At 41.1% G+C, this 17734-nt stretch carries 15 protein-coding genes; 11 read left to right on the forward strand and 4 right to left on the reverse strand.

Annotated features, from left to right (window positions below):
- Positions 1–12 precede the first annotated feature (12 nt).
- A complete protein-coding gene (gene ispH, locus Q384_RS02235; RefSeq protein WP_037585710.1) occupies positions 13–957 on the reverse strand; it encodes a 4-hydroxy-3-methylbut-2-enyl diphosphate reductase in 945 nt (314 codons plus the stop codon).
- A gap of 168 nt (positions 958–1125) precedes the next feature.
- Complete coding sequence (locus Q384_RS02240; RefSeq protein WP_037585713.1) at positions 1126–2106, reverse strand: Abi family protein; 981 nt, start codon at positions 2104–2106, stop codon at positions 1126–1128.
- A 133-nt stretch (positions 2107–2239) separates the two neighbouring features.
- Here Q384_RS02240 and rnhA point away from each other — a divergent pair, with 133 nt between their 5' ends.
- Entirely contained in the window at positions 2240–2698 is a 459-nt protein-coding gene (gene rnhA, locus Q384_RS02245) for a ribonuclease HI (protein ID WP_037585734.1), read from the forward strand.
- A 281-nt stretch (positions 2699–2979) separates the two neighbouring features.
- Here rnhA and Q384_RS02250 read toward each other — a convergent pair whose 3' ends face one another.
- Positions 2980–3768: an inositol monophosphatase family protein gene (locus tag Q384_RS02250; protein WP_037585735.1), complete on the reverse strand. Its 789-nt coding sequence runs from the start codon at positions 3766–3768 to the stop codon at positions 2980–2982.
- A 638-nt stretch (positions 3769–4406) separates the two neighbouring features.
- Entirely contained in the window at positions 4407–5666 is a 1260-nt protein-coding gene (locus Q384_RS02260) for an NRAMP family divalent metal transporter (RefSeq protein ID WP_037585717.1), read from the reverse strand.
- Between the two features lie 262 nt (positions 5667–5928).
- Here Q384_RS02260 and aroE point away from each other — a divergent pair, with 262 nt between their 5' ends.
- From aroE to Q384_RS14235, 10 genes are all read left to right on the forward strand, one after another.
- Positions 5929–6753, forward strand: a complete 825-nt coding sequence (gene aroE / locus Q384_RS02265; RefSeq protein ID WP_037585718.1) for a shikimate dehydrogenase — start codon at positions 5929–5931, stop codon at positions 6751–6753.
- A 228-nt stretch (positions 6754–6981) separates the two neighbouring features.
- A complete protein-coding gene (locus Q384_RS02270; RefSeq protein WP_037585719.1) occupies positions 6982–7362 on the forward strand; it encodes a calcium-binding protein in 381 nt (126 codons plus the stop codon).
- A gap of 538 nt (positions 7363–7900) precedes the next feature.
- Positions 7901–8719, forward strand: coding sequence for a hypothetical protein (locus Q384_RS02280; RefSeq protein WP_211251066.1), 819 nt, complete (start codon positions 7901–7903; stop codon positions 8717–8719).
- Between the two features lie 43 nt (positions 8720–8762).
- Entirely contained in the window at positions 8763–8954 is a 192-nt protein-coding gene (locus Q384_RS02285; RefSeq protein WP_037585722.1) for a hypothetical protein, read from the forward strand.
- Between the two features lie 76 nt (positions 8955–9030).
- Positions 9031–9987, forward strand: a complete 957-nt coding sequence (locus tag Q384_RS02290) for a hypothetical protein (protein WP_156956403.1) — start codon at positions 9031–9033, stop codon at positions 9985–9987.
- Positions 9988–10035: 48 nt separating this feature from the next.
- Complete coding sequence (locus Q384_RS02295) at positions 10036–10227, forward strand: hypothetical protein (RefSeq protein WP_037585725.1); 192 nt, start codon at positions 10036–10038, stop codon at positions 10225–10227.
- Positions 10228–10303: 76 nt separating this feature from the next.
- Positions 10304–11215, forward strand: a complete 912-nt coding sequence (locus Q384_RS12530; protein ID WP_051940309.1) for a hypothetical protein — start codon at positions 10304–10306, stop codon at positions 11213–11215.
- Between the two features lie 55 nt (positions 11216–11270).
- Positions 11271–11462 carry a hypothetical protein gene (locus tag Q384_RS02305; RefSeq protein ID WP_037585726.1) on the forward strand — a complete coding sequence of 64 codons (192 nt, stop codon included), beginning with the start codon at positions 11271–11273 and terminating at the stop codon, positions 11460–11462.
- A 78-nt stretch (positions 11463–11540) separates the two neighbouring features.
- Positions 11541–12458 carry a hypothetical protein gene (locus tag Q384_RS12535; RefSeq protein ID WP_051940311.1) on the forward strand — a complete coding sequence of 306 codons (918 nt, stop codon included), beginning with the start codon at positions 11541–11543 and terminating at the stop codon, positions 12456–12458.
- Between the two features lie 48 nt (positions 12459–12506).
- Positions 12507–17734 (forward strand): calcium-binding protein (locus Q384_RS14235; protein ID WP_037585727.1); only part of this gene is annotated, 5228 nt, incomplete at its 3' end.

Raw genomic sequence — 17734 nt, forward strand, 5'->3', positions numbered from 1 at the left:
CAAGTAAACCGCTTAAGCGCCACGCAATTCTTTGGGCAACACAAACACAATATTTTCTGCCACGCCATCGCTTTCCCGTACTGCGTCGTAACCCCATTGCTTCAACACCGCAATTACTTCTTGCACCAGCACTTCAGGTGCAGACGCACCGGCGGTTACCCCCACGCGTGTTTTGCCGCTAAACCATTCTTTTTTCAGGCAGCCTGCATTGTCTGCCATATAAGCAGCAGCACCGTGCTGTGCCGCCACTTCACGCAAACGGTTGCTGTTGGAACTGTTGGGTGAACCAACCACAATCACCACCTCATTTTCGTCTGCCAGCGTTTTTACCGCTTCCTGACGGTTGGTTGTGGCATAGCAAATGTCTTCTTTATGCGGGCTGCGAATATGCGGAAACCGTGCTTTCAATGCGGCGACAATATCGGCGGTTTCGTCCACCGATAATGTGGTTTGGCTCACATGCGCCAGTTTTTCGGTATCACATACTGCCAAATTGGCAACATCTGCCACCGTTTCCACCAGCAATATTTCACCTTCAGGCAATTGCCCCATCGTGCCTTCCACTTCAGGGTGTTTTTTGTGTCCAATCATAATGATTCGGCAGCCCTGTGCATTGAGGCGTTCTACTTCTTTATGCACTTTGCTCACCAGCGGACATGTGGCGTCAAATACCCGAAATCCGCGGTTCTGTGCTTCTTGCTGTACCGATTTGGATACACCGTGGGCAGAATAAATCAGCGTTGCGCCCGCCGGTACGTCAGATAATTCTTCAATAAACACCGCACCTTTGGCACGTAAATTATCAACCACAAATTTATTGTGGACGACTTCATGGCGCACATAAATTGGCGCGCCAAATTGCTCAAGCGCACGTTCAACAATGCTGATGGCGCGATCTACTCCGGCGCAGAAACCGCGCGGGTTGGCAAGGAGAATGGTTTTTTGGGGTGTGTTCATAAGATAAGGTATCAGAAATCAAATTTTAAAAAATATCTAAAAAATATCTTAGATAAGCGAGATTAATACAATATTGTTTATATTTATGGAGCACTGTATAATGTATCTCAATCGTCCCGCGCCCTAACTGTACCGTGTTATTTTGGTGTACGCGCGGGCTTCTTATTTTTATGGGGTATTGGACGTAAACATACACGACCAATGATCCAGTAAATTATCTGGAATACCCATATCTTTTAAACCAATGGTATTGTTGGCTACTTTGGGAAATTCGTCTTTAATCAATGTTACAAGTCGGCTACCCCAAGCTGAATTGGGACAGATGATGTTTAACATTTTTTGCATCATACAAAAATACGGAAAACAGTGGTTTTGTTTTTCTCCCAGAGAACGCCATTGCGCATCTTCAGGAAAATTTTCACTGAAATTGACTGGTGGTGAAATTTCGGTGTTCCACAATCTGCCGTGATGCGCGGCAATATTGCGAATACTGTTTAAACTTTCCAGCCATTTTTTCAAGTGTTTTACTTCTGTTAGACCATATTTTTTAGCAATCCGAATTTGGTCGAGGTGCTGCATTCCGCTGAACAATTTGGACATTGTACCGAAATCCCATATTTCACAAGCAACCCAAATGGGCAGAGAGCCACCATATTTTTCTTGATGATGTTTGATAAAGGGTTGTTTTTCCGAACGTTTTATCAAATCTTGATGTTTACTGAACCATTTTTCGTAACGAGATGGGTTATTGCCTTGTTTGCGTGTGAAATTTTTATGAAGATACTCGGGTTTTTCATGAGCATTCGGGCATTTTTCTCCCAGTAAATGGGCAATATCAACCCGCACCGCCATTTCAATCCGTTCCAGTGCGTCCAATGCCAATAAGCGTAATTTTTTATCAAACACATACAGATTCACTACATCTTCAAAGCGGTTGCCTGAAAAAAATACATGACTGCGCTTGGGGTGTTCAGGCGTACTGTCCGCCGCGAATTGCCGAAACGGATACCAATAACCGCTTAAACGGTAGTAACCAATGCGCTGTAAATAATCTAAAGCCTTAGCACGGTTGCCCACCAGCAAACTGAGGCTTTCGAGCAAAGCCAATTGTTCGTCAAAACTTTTCCATGATTTAAGTTCAGTGTCCATAAAGAAGCAATCGCAATAATGATTTGGTGCGCGGTGCAAATTGCTTTTACAATCTGCGGTTTTCAATCTGTCGGCGGAGCTGAATGCTACCGCATTTTCCTTATTTTTGCAGGTATTTATCCCAATTCACAATATGAACAAAGACTTATCCGAAAAAACTGTGCTCCTTTACTCAGACGGTGCTTGTAAAGGCAATCCGGGTGTTGGCGGCTGGGGGGTGGTGTTGCGCTACGGCAGCCATGAAAAACAACTTTTCGGCGGTGAAGCGGATACCACCAATAACCGCATGGAATTAACGGCAGTAATTAAAGGGCTGCAAGCCTTGAAACGAAGGGCTGCGGTGGATATTTTCACCGATTCGCAGTATGTCAAAAAAGGCATGACGGAATGGCTGGCAAATTGGCAAAAAAACGGTTGGAAAAACAGCAAAAAAGAGCCGGTAAAAAACGCTGATTTATGGCAGGTATTGGCGGAAGAAACGGCTAAACACGAGGTATGCTGGCATTGGGTGCGCGGTCATGCGGGGCATGAAGGCAATGAGCTGGCAGATACACTTGCCAATCAAGGCGCGGCACAGGCAGCAAATGCGTAGCCCAAAGGCTTTTTTCGCCTATTGCTTAGCACTGCCTGCTTTTAAGCGTGCTGCCGAATAAAAAAAGCCGAAAACACAACACTGCTGCCTGAATTTGAATTGTTAATCTATCTCTTGCCGCCGGTATTTTTTTTGCAGCAAGACAATAAATTTTGCGGCGTTAATATTATTTATATTTGCCTAAACAGCGGTTAAAACATCAGCGAATGGATAAAATCATTCGCTGATGTTTTATTTTTGATTGAATAAAAATACACATTAAATTATTTTTTAATCAAAGATTATTGCAAATGTTCACCGATAATCGGCAGCAATTGTGCCAATATTTTGGGGTTGGCGGCGACAATATTGCCGGTTTGCAGCCATGTTTCATTGCCGTGCATATCGGTAATCATTCCGCCGGCTTCTTGCACAATCAAAGCACCGGCAGCAATGTCCCACGGTTTCAAATTAAATTCAAAAAAGCCATCAACACGGCCGCAAGCCACGTTGCATAAATCCAATGCCGCGGCTCCTTCGCGTCTGCCGCCGGCGGTTTTGGCAAGTATGTCTTTTAAAATGGCAAGATAAGTATCCATCATGCTTTGATCCACGACAGGGAAGCCTGTGGCAATTAAGCAGCGCGGCAATTCAATGCGGTTGCTGACGCGTATGCGTTTGTCGTTTAACAACGCGCCTTGACCACGGGTGGCGGTGTATAAATCGTTGTATTCCGGTGCATAAATCAAGGCTTCGGTTAATATGCCTTTGTGCATCAGTGCCATGGAAATGGCGTATTGCTTATGCCCGTGCAGATAATTGGTTGTGCCGTCTAAAGGGTCGATAATCCATTGGTATTCGGCATTTTCCTTGCCATGTAAGCCGCTTTCTTCGGTTAATACTGCGTGATGCGGATAAGATTCGGCAAGGGCTTGAATAATGATGTTTTCGGCTTCGCGATCCACTTCGGAAACAAAATCATTGTGTGCTTTGCTGTCAATTTTAATGGTATTTAAATTGCCGGAAGCACGCAGCATCATGTGAGCGGCTTTGCGGGCGGCTTTAAAAGCAATATTAAGAATCGGACTCATGGTATTGGGCTCAATTGGCAGATACAGGCTGCCTGAAAATGCGGTTAAGCGGGGTTTTAAACAGCAAAGCCGCAGGCAAATACCGTGCGGCAGCGTGAAAATTTTTTCGGCAATTATACGTGAAAATAGGGTTGCTGGAAACGAAGTCCAAACGAATGATTGCGCCCAAGTGCTTTGGTAAGCAGCTTGTTTTTTAACAGTAATGGCTAGGTTGTATGATGTTTTATGTTTTAACTGTGTTTTCAGGCAGCCTAATATGCCTGCTTGGTTAAGCATAAACAATATCATAAATATATGTAAATACAGAGAATATATCCAAGCCTGCCATTTAGTCTATTTTTCTCGTTTACTCTTCCTCCGCGCCGCTTAAAGAAAATTCATCTACAGCAATCAGCCATTAAACATATCCACGTGTTCACCGTGTAATAAGCCAATTGCTGCTGCCAATGAATAACAATAAACAGAATTTTTACTTAATGCCGACAATGCCGCTGTTATGTAAACAATTGTTTCAGCAAAAATAACTAAAATTAATCCATATTGTTTACACCCGCCTAAACAACTTCGTTTGATTGGGTGCATTCTAATGCTGTGGAATCATATAAAAATAACGCGTTCTGCACGGATTGGTGATGCTTTTATTTTAATACGCCTACTTGATTCAGCAAAAATAACACTGTAAATGCACTTAAATACAGCAAACCCACCCATGCCAACCACATTAACCACGGTTTGGGTTTGTGCTGCGTGTGTCCAATCAAGCTCAAATTCAGCCAAGCAAAGACCGGCGTGGTTACAAACGAGGCAATCATGGCAAATTTCAGCATTGGCCCTGTTGCGGATTTAAAAAACAATATCATGCACAAACCAAAAACAGCGGCAAGCACCACCCACACCGCCAACACGCGATTGCTGCGGTGTTTCCCACCCGTAAGCAAACGAAAGGATTCCATATTGGTACGCGAATAGCCGTCAACCACCGTGAGCGTCGTGCCGTACATACACGCAAAGGCAATAAATGCCACCAACCAACGCGACCACTCACCAATGGTGGACGCATACATATTGATTAACTGCGCAATATATGCACCGCCCACCATTTGCACCGCTTCCCCCGAGCCATACTGCACCAATGCACCCAGCGCAAGAAACACCAACGCAAGCGATGCCGTACCGATATAGCCGACATTAAAATCAAACAACCCGTCTTCATAGCTTACCTTATCAATTTGGCGTTTCGCCGCCACCCACATCGAATTGATCGCCGAAATTTCAATCGGGGCAGGCATCCAGCCCATCAATGCCACGATAAACCCCAGTGTTGCCAAATTCCACGGACTGGGTTCAACAAAATCGGCTTGCATCGCCGCACCGCGCGAGGCGGCAATCGCCACCGCCAATACAGTGGTAATGGTTAAGCTAATCATAATCAGCTTGGATATGCCATCTACGGCACGATATGGACCCACCAATAAGATCACCACAACCGACAGTAGCACCGCCACAGACAATACCGCCACCGACCAACTGCCCGGCAGCACAAAGCTCAAAATTGCCGCACACAACAACCCCACTGCCGCGGTGTTCACCACCGTGGCGAATACATTCAACACAAAAAATGCCAGCACATAAATCTTGCCTTTTTCGGCGTATCCTTCCAGCAAACTTTTGCCTGTGTCTAAAGTATATTGCGGGCCAAAACGAAAAAACGGATATTTAAACAAATTTGCCAGCACAATAATCAAAGCCAGCTGCCACCCGTATAACGCACCGGCTTGCGTAGAAGCGATGAGGTGAGAGCCGCCAACGGCGGCAGATGCCATCATAATGCCCGGTCCCATGGCGCGGAAACGGGCGTGCCAGCGAGAAACAGAAGGTGTTGCTGTGGATTCAGTCATGAAATACTTTCGGTAAATTGGGTTCAGTTATGGATTTCAGTTAATGGAATGGTTTTTTTTAGTTTAGCCTGAATTCAAGGGTTCAGTGTTTTTCAGGCAGCCTGTAAGTGATTTTATCGTTTTCGGCTGGGAGTATGATTTTTTTCTGCTTGGCTGAATTTATCGGTTGAAGATTTTCAAAATCAATCAGTAAGTGTTTCATTTAACGTTATCCGATTTTTATTTACAATGTATTATTTTAATCATCATGAGGGCATAACCCATGTCTTTTTACGCCGTTTTCGGCAACCCCGTTGCCCACAGCCGCTCACCACAGATTCATGCTTTATTCGCAGAACAGCAAGGTTTGCCGATTCGTTATGAACGCATTCTAACAACACAAGCGTGTTTTCAGGCAGCCGTAACACAGTTTTTTGCCGAGGGTGGGCAGGGTGCAAATATTACCGTACCATTTAAAACCGAAGCATTTGCACGGGCAGATACTTTATCGCCGCGGGCACAAGCGGCAGGAGCGGTAAATACCCTGTGTTTATGCCCAGACGGTAAAATTTTTGGTGACAACACCGATGGCATTGGTTTGGTGCGCGACATTGTACAATTAAATGGATTTTCTTTAAATAATCAGCGCATTCTATTATTGGGTGCGGGCGGTGCGGCGCGCGGCGTATTGCAGCCTTTGTTGGCTGAAAAACCAATATCACTCACCATTGCCAATCGCACACTCGAAAAAGCCAAACAACTGGCACATGATTTCGATACAGCATACTCATCATTCAGCGAATTATCGGCACAAACATTTGATGTCATCATCAACGCCACTTCAGGCAGCCTGAGCGGCGATTTGCTGCCCATATCGGATACTGTTTTGGCAAAAAGCCAATTAAGTTACGATATGATGTACGCCGCCAAACCCACTTTGTTTCTGGAACATGCTGCCGAGCAAGGCTGCCCTTTGTGCCTTGACGGCTTGGGCATGCTGGTGTCCCAAGCCGCCGCTTCTTATTCACTGTGGCGCGGATTTGAGCCAGACGTGCAAACAGTATTGAAAGAATTGCGCAAAGAATTAGAAAAAGATATTTCGGCTTGATGATAAACAGCTGATATTTTTTAATAATTTAAATAAAAATCAAAAATTAGATTTTTATCGCTGAATTTAATTGATTGATATTTAGGATCTGTGTGGATATTTAAAACTCAGCACAGTAATTTCAGCAGCACACAAATAAATCACAGCCAAAAAAGATAAATCCATTTTATCGGCTCTTATGGTGAGTCGCTTATATTCTTTCAGCTAAGTAAAGTAATTTTCAACCAATTGAGTATTATTCTCAGCAATGAAACCGCACCCGAGCCACTGCTTGACCTCCTTAGTGATTATCTTGATACGGTATGGAGTGAATATCACGGCAAAGATTATTTAGACAGTGACAGCAGCAACGACAAAATGGCAGGCAACGGCAGCGATGATTGGCTGTTTGGCGGCGAGGGCAATGATGTGCTTTGGGGCGATGCTTCCGAGGGTAACAATCAATTAAACCAAAACCAAATCGGCAATGATTATTTATTCGGCGAAGCGGGTGATGATGAAATTTATGGTGGTTTCGGTGATGATACTTTAGATGGCGGTGAAAGCAATGACGATATGGTGGGTGGGCGGCGGACGCGATTATTTAATTGGCAGCGAAGGCAAGGATAAATTGGGAAGGTGATATTCCCCAAGAATATCGGACGTGGCAGGGTTTATTTAACTTGTAATCATTATTATTTTCAAAAGTTGTTTAAAAACAACAAATTCATCAAAAACCAAGCATTTTGAAAATTTACGTTGATACTTGTAAAAATATAGCATAATATGCGACCGATTAGCGGTAACTGTTGATTTATTGTTGTTAATCTTAAGAGGGTTAGCAATGCTGCCAATGATTGGGATTAGATTATCAGACAGGCTGCCTGAAAACATGGGAAAAACCCCACGCTTTCAGGCAGCCTGTTTGCGCTTTTATTAAACCAAAATAACCTGTCAGTATGGACGCAGCAATGAAATACACCCAAAACATGTACTCGGCAGTAGTTTATTTTGTTTGATGGTATTTTGATTTTTAACTTTAAATAATGGAATGGGTTAGCAAAGTGAAAGCATCAGTATTCAGCCGAATAAAATTATTTATTATTAAGCATAAAATACTAATAAGTTGTTTGGTACTGGTTTTTTATTTCTTTTTCTATTGATGTCTTTGTTAGCACCTAAATCCTATGGTGAAGTGCCCGGTATTGCTCCCAAAGACCCTTATGGGCGGAGTTATCTAATCGGTAATTTGGGCGGCAGACCGGTTAGAGTGTTGGCAAGTGTTGTTTCATCGCTATTGGAATATGAAGGCTCTCTTGTATTTGATTTAGGTGGTAAGAAAATAGAACAGTCAAAACGTACCTATGATTCGGCAATTGCAGGATTTGGATTTGAACTTCGCTATACTGATGGTGTTTATTATGATTTGTTAAATAAAGAAATATTCTGCCAATTTAAAAAAGAGCACAACCAACCGGGTAACGCTTGGGTACACGTTGGTGTTGACAATGCTATCGGATATTATGATCCTCCTCATGTTTTAGATCGTTATTTGGATGGTAATTTAGAAAGCTATCCTGATAAACCCAAAGAATTTCCATATGTTACTTATGAGAAATTACCGGATAAGCAATTTGGATTAGATGTTTATATTGTTCCGGGTATTGATCTGGCAACCAATTTACCTTACAGAGAAGACAGATCTATTGATGATGTATTTATTCACAGGGATATATATGGAAGTGTAGATACCTATATTAAATGTTTTAATGGGAATGTACCAAGACCACCATGTAGGCAATATTTTATGATATTAGAAGATATGAAAGTAAAGATCCGTCTTGGGTATAGTCGTCAGAATTTGGCACATTGGCGAGAAATTCAAGCGGCTGCCAAAGAAGCGGTGCTTCGTTTTGATGTTAAAAATCCTATCCACTCAGTGTGGGAGAAGCAGCAAAATATACCCAAATCATGTACGCAGCAGTAGTTTTTTTATAACTTTTCCTTTTTAAATTAAAAAGGAACATATCATGGCTGTGCATCAAAAAATTACCAGAGATCAGGTGGTTGGTTATCAGAGAATGGTGAGTCGGGATGGGCTTGCCGGTGCGATCGATGCTTATCAACAACTGTATGACCAAGGCTATGGTTATGCCGGCTGGGCTTTGGGTGTGGCAACGGGCGAAACCATTACCGGACAAGCGGCTTTGGAATATATGTAAAATATGTACTGAGTAGTAATTTTTTGATTTAAGTCATTATATTTTTTAAATTTAAATATTAGAATTGGTTGCCAAAATGAAAGAATCATTATTCAGCCGAATAAAATTATTTATTGCAAAACACAAAATATTACCGTGGTGCTTGGCATTGAGTGTGTATGGTTTTTTAATATTAGCAACGTCTTTATCAAAATTTCTGCCATTAAAACCAATACCAATACTGCATCCTAATAAATCCAGCAGTATTGCCCCAAAAGATCCCTACGGGCGGGATTATTTAATTGGCAATCTGGGCGGCAGACCGGTTAGAGTGCTGGCAAGTGTTTCTTCATCGTTAATGGAATATGAAGATTCTCCTTTCTTTGATTTAGATAAAAAAAAGAGAATAAAGTTGTCAGAACGTACTTATGATTCGGCAATTTCGGGATTTAATTTTTATCTTCGCTATACCGATGGCGTTTATTATGATTTGTTAAATAGAGAGATATCATGTCAATTTAAAAAAGAACATAATCAGCCAGGTAATGCTTGGATGATGGTAAGTATTTCAAATGCTACCGGATATTATGACCCTCCTCATGTTTTAGATCGTTATTTGGATGGTAATTTAGAAAATTATCCTGGTAAGCCCAAAGAATTTCCGTATATTACTTATGAAAAAATGCTAAATAAACAATTTGGGTTAGATGTTTATATCGTTCCGGGTATTGATCCAAAAACCAATTTACCTTACAGAAAAGACAGATCTATTGATGATGTATTTGTTCATAGGAATACACATGGAAATATAGATACTTATATTAAATGTTTCAATGGGAATGTATTAAGACCACCATGTGGCCATGATTTTATGATATTACAGGAAGATATGAAATTAAAGGTAAGTTTATCATATAACCGCCAGATACTGCCGTATTGGCAAGAAATTCAAGCCACTGCCAAAGAAGCAGTACTTCGTTTTGATATTAAAAACCCTATCCATGCGGTGTGGGCGCAGCAACAGAATATACCCAAAATATGTACTCAGCAGTAGTTTGTTATGACTTTTTATCTTTATTTTTAGATTAATTAGGAGCATATCATGGCATTTCATCAAGAAATTACCAGAGATCAAGTAGTTGGTTATCTCGGAGAAGTGCGTCAGCGCGGTGTGAATGGCGCGATTAAGGTTTATAAGGAACTGTATGGCCAAGGCTATGGCTATGCCGGCTGGGCTTTGGGTGTGGCAACAGGCAAAACCATTACCGGACAAGCAGCTTTACAATATATGTAAAATATGTACTCAGTGGTAATTTTTTGATTTAAATCATTATATTTTTTAAATTTAAGTATTAGAATTGGTTGCCAAAATGAAAGCATCATTATTCAGCCGAATAAAATTATTTATTTTTAAGCATAAAATACTAATAAGTTGTTTGGCACTGGTTTTTTATTTCTTTTTTCTATTGATGTCTTTGTTAGCGCCTAAATCCTATGGTGAAGTTCCCGGTATTGCTCCCAAAGACCCCTATGGGCGAACTTATGCGATCGGCAATCTCGGCGGTAGACCAGTGGTATTATTGGAGAGTGTTACATATGCAAATATAAGGTTAGTAGAATATGAAGATTCTCCTTTCTTTGATTTTGATAAAAAGAGAATAAAGTTGTCAGAACGTACTTATGATTCGGTAATCTCAGCATTCGGATTTGAGCTTCGCTATACCGATGGTGTTTATTATGATTTATTAAATAAAGAAATATATTGCCAATTTAAGAAAGAACATAACCAACCAGGTAATGATTGGGTGAGTGTTACTGTTCTCAGCGGTTCAGGTTATCCCAAAGTACCTAATTTACTGGATCGTTATCTGGATAATTATTTAGAGGAATATCCAAATAAGCCAGAATTTTGGGCATATAAAAAATTGCCGGAAAGCCAATTTGGTTTGGAAGTTTATACTGTACCCGGTATTGATTCAAAAACAGGACTGCCTTGGCGGCAAGAAAAAGACGATATATTTGTTAACAGAAATCAATACGGAGAGGCGGATACATTTATCAAATGCTCCAATCGTAATGTGCCAAGACCACCGTGCAGGCAATATTTTCAAATATTAAAGGATATGAAAGTAGAAGTTAGCCTTGGATATAACCGTCAAATACTGCCGAATTGGCGAGAAATTCAAGCCGCCGCCAAAAAAGCGGTGCTTCGTTTTGATATTAAAAATCCCATTGATTCAGTGTGGGCACAGCAACAGAATATACCCAAAATATGTACGTAGCAGTAGCTTTTTTATGACTTTTTATCTTTATTTTTAGATTAAATAGGAGTATATCATGGCATTTCATCAAACAATCACCAGAGATCAAGTGGTCGATTATAAGGAAAGGGTGAGTCGAGACGGAGTTGCCGGTGCAATTAAGATTTATAAGGAACTGTATGACCAAGGCTATGGTTATGCCGGCTGGGCTTTGGGTGTGGCAACGGGCGACACCCTTACCGAAAAAGCAGCTTTGGAATATATGTAAAATATGTAATCAGTAGCAAATTTTTTGATTTAAATCATCTTATTTTTTTAAATTTAAATATTAGAATTGGTTGCTAAAATGAAAGCATCAGTATTTAGCCAAGTAAAATCATTTATTGTTAAGCATAAAATACTAATAAGTTGCTTGGTACTGGTTTTTTATTTCTTTTTTATGTTAATGTCTTTATTAGCACCTAAACCCTCCTATGTTGAAGTACCCGGTCTTGCTCTCAAAGACCCTTATGGGCGGAGTTATCTAATCGGCAATCTTGGCGGCAGACCGGTTAGAGTTTTGGCAAGTGTTGTTATAGGAATATTTGAATATGAAGATTCCCCTTTCTTTGATTTAGATAAAAAAAAGAGAATAAAGTTGTCAGAACGTACTTATGACTCTGAAATTTCAGCATTTGGGTTTAGAATTCGCTATACAGACGGTGTTTATTATGACTTATTAAACAAAGAAGCATTCTGTCAATTTAAAAAAGAATACAACCAACCCGGTAATGCTTGGGTGCGTGTCGGTGTTGAAAATGCTACCGGATTCTATGATCCCCATCATGTTTTAGATCGTTATTTAGATGGGGATTTAGAGAGTTATCCAAATAAATCAGAAAAGTGGGTATATAAAAAATTGCCGGAAAGCCAATTTGGTATGGAAGTCTATGCTGTACCCGGCATTGATCCAAAAACAGGAATTCCTTGGCGACAAGAAGGAGACGATATATTTATTTTTAGAAATCAATACGATGAGGTGGATACATTTATCGAGTGTTCTAATCGAAATGTGCCAAGACCGCCATGTAGCCATAAGTTTATGATATTACAGGAAGATATGAAAGTAAAGATAAGCTTGTTATATAATCGCCAGATACTGCCGCATTGGCGAGAAATTCAAGCGGCTGCCAAGGAAGCGGTGCTTCGTTTTGATATTAGAAATCCCATTGATTCGGTGTGGGCGCAGCAACAGAATATATCCAAATCATGTATTCAGCAGTAGTTTGTTATGATTTTTTATCTTTATTTTTAAATGAAATAGGAGTATATCATGGCAGTGCATCAAGAAATCACCAGAGAGCAAGTAGAAGCTTATCGGAGAATGGTGAGTCAAGACGGGGTTGCCGGTGCAATCAAGGCTTATCGGGAACTGTATGACCAAGGCTATGGCTATGCCGGTTGGGCTTTGGGTGTGGCAACGGGCGAAACCATTACCGGACAAGCGGCTTTGGAATATATGCAAAACTCATCCGGCTCAGAAATTTCGCCGGAGCGGATTGATCAAATACGCATTGATATGGCAGAAGGCTATTTGAATGCACTGTTGGCTAAAATTGAAGCCAATCATGGTAACCCAATAAATGAAGATTTGAAATTTGATTTAATAAAAGATTTCCATGAAAAAGTCTTTGAGAAAAATGGGCTTAGTTTAGAAAATTGGACATTAAATACGCCATCAGAATTTATTGAAAAATACTATGGCAAGGAAATGATGGAGAAAATTTGGAAAGAATTGTCAGAAACAGGCGGCGAAGGCATTGCTGGTATTATTGGCAGTAGCAATTTTCTAATGATGATGCTTGATTTTGCCGATGGTGTGATTGTTGTGAATGATAATGGTGAGTATGTTTATGATCCGAACAGTGATTACTCTAAAATAATGGATAATTTACCCAATATAAAAGAGGCTAATATTGCTGATGTTGAAGCGGCACAAGCGTGGCTGAATAATAATGGAATATTGGCAGCATTTCTTAATTGGGTAAGAACTGTTGTAACAGATGATAATCTACCGGAAAAATTAAAATCACTTCTCGATCTGTTGAATGGTGATAACGATGGCATACCGGATGAAGACTTTGGTGATTGGGGCTTTGACAGTGATATTTTGCATGAATTAAACGAAGACACCCCAAGCATCGATAAAGCGGAAGAACAGGCTTCACCCATTGTGATTGATTTAGATGGTGATGGTGTTGAAACCATTTCTCGCAGTCAAGATATTCATTTTGATTTAAATAATGATGGTTTTGCCGAGCAAACCGGCTGGGTAAATGCTGATGACGGTTTGTTGGTATTGGACTTAAACGGCAACAATAAAATCGACAATGGTTCTGAATTATTCGGCAATTATACCGCCCAAGACGGCAGCAATGCCAATAACGGCTTTGAGGCATTAAAACAATATGATGACAATGGCGACGGCATGATTGATGCTTTGGATTCGATTTGGCAAAAGCTGATGATTTGGCAAGACATCAATCAAAATGGCGTGAGTGAAGCAAACGAGCTGAAGCCAATCACAACGGCGGTTGGTGAAAACGGAGCAATCAGTGCTGTTTATTTGGATTATATTGATTCTGAATATGTTGACGGCAACAAGAATCAATACAGGCAAATGGGTATGGTGAAATGGGAATCAGGTAAAGAATCCGGCGCGGTTGATGTGTGGTTTAACGTTAATAACAGCGATACCATTTATGCCAGCGAAGGGCAATGGCATGAAGAAATTGCCGCTTTGCCTGATGCGTCGGCTTTTGGCAAAGTGTTAAATCTGCGCGATGCCATGATGCAGGATCCAATATTGTATGGTTTGGTTCAGCAGTATATTGAACAACCCAGTACTTCATTACTGTATAAGATGATTTATCAATGGACAGGTGCATCTGATGTTCCTATAGATGACAGAGGACCATATATTGATGCCCGCCAGCTGGTGGCTTTGGAGCATTTAACAGGACGTGATTATCTGCAATATCTATCTCACAACCCCGGACCCAATGCCGGAAAGATATTGAGAGCGGAATTTGCTAAATTTCCAGATTATGTTGCGGCACAGATTAAATTACAAACGATCTATGCCGATGTGGCTGATGAGTTGTACACAGAAAAAACAGATTTCGGTGGAAATGTAATTAAATTTCCGGTTGTTTATATTGATTTAATCAGTGCCGCTGCAAGCGGAAATGCAATGTGGGCAAAAGATGCGGTTAAAACTATTCGAGATTTATTTACTTATGCCCCATCATTGCAAAAGGATTTTATGGATGGCTTGGAGCTGGCAGCCATTAATCTGTATCAGAAAATTGGTTCTGCTGATATATTGTATATTATAAATGGTGTATATCCTGTTATTGGCGATGATGGAGACAATATACTAACCAGCGACTCTTTAATTGACGACAATAATACTTTGCCAAGTAATCAAAATAATAATACTCATAGTAATGTTATTTTAATTGGCAGAAAAGGCAATGATGCTTTATATGGTAATCAAAATAATAACACTTATATTTTTTCAAAAGGTGATGGACAAGATATTATTTCAGACAGCGGTGGTTATGATAATTTAATATTTGATGTTAATTCGGCACAAGTTCACTGGGGAAGATTAGGTGATTATCTTATTATTCAGTATTGTGAGAATGATGTGGTTCGTGTCAATCATTTTTTTGATACCAATAATTATAAAATTGAGAATTTTAGTTTTTCAGATAAAATAATTTCTCTGTCAAAAACGCCTTTTAATGATGGTCATAATACTGTTTATGGTGATTCGGGTAGTAATTTTCTTATCGGCGGGAAAGGTGATGATACTTTAATTGGTAAAACAGGAGATGATTTGTATTTTATTTCAAATGGAGATGGGCGGGATACGATTCAAGATGATGGCGGCTATGATGTTTTGTGTTTTTCTGATGTTCGGTTATTAGAAATAATATTTGTACGAACAGATGATTATCATTTAGCCCTCTCCTATGGTGATAATAATAAAGTTACCGTAAAAAATTTCTTTACTTATTCTGATAGATACCAATATCAAATTGAAGAATTTCAATTTGCTGACCAGGTAGTAAAGTTGGGCGGAGAGGCGATATTGCAAGGCAGCAGCGGCGATGATGTCATTACATCCATTTTTCTTTTTAAATCTCATTTTATTGGCGGCGCCGGTGATGATATTTTTGAAAATAATGGCCAAGCAAACAGTATTTACACATTCGGCAATGGCGATGGCAAAGATGTGATTAAAAATTATGGCGAATCTTCGGTTATCCGCTTTACCGATGGAATAACGCCGGCAGATTTGCAGTTTCAAGCCAATGGCAGAAATTTGATTATTCAATTGGGTGAAAATAATCAAATTAAAATTTTGGGCATGTGCTGGAATGGCATGGCAATAGGCGGCGTTGAAATTCAGTTTTCCGATGGCACGCTGTGGCATGATGAAGACATTAACCGCATCATTATGGTTAATAATACGCTGATGGGTACACTGCAAAACGATACCATTGAGGGTACAGATAATGATGAGATTTTAATCGGCGGCTTGAGCAACGATTATTTACTTGGCGGCGGCGGTAAGGATAGTTACCATATTGGTAAAGAATCAGGAATTGATGTTATTCAGGAAGAAAGCAGCAGTAATGAAACCAATGTCATACAACTTGATGAAGGCATCGGTTTATCCGATCTGATGTTTCTTGTTGTTAACGGTGCTTTAATTGTGGCACAAGATAAAAACAATTTTACCATTGTGCTCGGCTTTTTTTCTTGGTTGGATTACAACTCGGCTTACAAACAGTATTACCCTGAAGCACAGAATAATCATGATGTTTTTGTATTGCAGCTGGCAGACGGCACAACGCTGACCAAGCAAGATATTTTGCCGTTGCTGACCACCAATTATGCAGATGCTGCCAAGATGGTGCAATCTATTTTTTATCGCAGCCAAAATATCGTTGGAGAAGCGGGAAATGATACCGGCGTAGAATCGAGCATGACGTACTACAGCAACGGCAGAATGAGCACCGTTGATTATGCTGATTTTATGCTGATGCCAAGTGAGGTGGGCAGTATCGTCGGACAAGGCGGGGACACCTTTGTTTGCGGGCATTTACTTAGCGGTGAAATCTATTCTTCTTCAGTGATGAATCATGGTATGGGTGCTGATCTGAAGCCATTTAACTTGGTTTTCCTTGAGGGGGTTACGGCGGCTAATTTGTTATTTAAACGAGAAGGGGATTTGCTAATCATTGATGGTGTCGGTGAAAGCCGTTTCGGTGAAACCGTATCAGGGCGAATGTATTTTTACCCCTATTTTGATGAGTCGCAGTTCGCCGGAATCGATACCATTTACTTTGATGACGGCAGCACGCTGAATACACAAGATATTATCCGATTGATACACACCATAAGCGCTACTGATGATAACGGTGATTATCTAACTGCGCTTCCGGAAGATTCTGTCTTAATCGGCGGAAACGGTGATGATTATCTGGTTGGCAATACAGGTAACGATCGTTTGAATGGCGGCAATGGCAATGATTATTACCGCATTGAACCCAACGGCGGCAGAGACACCATTCAGGAAATTTCTGGTGATGATACCGTTGAATTTGTTGATGTAAACGTTACTGATATTCTGGTATTGCGCGAAGGCGATGATTTAATACTGCGCTTACTGAACAACATCGATGAAGTGCGCATTGCCGGCAGTTTTGCCGATGAAGCTGCCCAAGTCGAATATTTCCAATTCGCCGACCAAACCCTGAACCTTGCCGATTTACTGGCATTGATGGACAGCGGGTCGGTAGATCCGGTAGATCCGGTTGATCCCAAACCCACGAATACTCCGCCTGCTGTCGGTGAACCATTAGCCGCAGTAACCATGTTGATAGGCAGTGTTGCGGGATTCAGGCTGCCTGAAAACGCATTCACCGATGTCGATGGCGATTCACTGACTTTCCGAGCAACACTAGAAAACGGCGAAGCATTGCCCGAATGGCTGAAATTCGATCCCGACACCAAAATGTTCAGCGGCGCAGTGCCTTCAGACAGCCGCAATGAATACAACGTGGTGGTTACCGCCACAGATTCGCACGGTGCAAGCGTCTCACAAACATGGCTGCTTATGGCTTTACAGATTGATTACACCGAAGCACCCCGTACTGAAGGTACAAACAGCGACGATATTATTCCGGAGCTCCAATGGCAGCCCGCAACCGGACGGCACATCAACGGCAACGACGGCAATGACATCATTTACGGCACCCAATACGATGATGTGCTGAACGGCGGCAATCATAACGACATCTTGTACGGCGGAACCGGTAACGACACCTTAATCGGCGGCGTGGGCAACGATTATCTGTCCGGCGGCGCGGGTGCTGACGTGTATGAATTCAGCCGCGGGCATGGCAGCGATATTGTTTCTGAAATGAACACCACCGGCATCAACACCATACGCTTCACCGATCTTAATGCCGATGAAATCACTTT

It is taken from the genome of Stenoxybacter acetivorans DSM 19021 (assembly GCF_000745895.1).
GTDB lineage: Bacteria > Pseudomonadota > Gammaproteobacteria > Burkholderiales > Neisseriaceae > Stenoxybacter > Stenoxybacter acetivorans.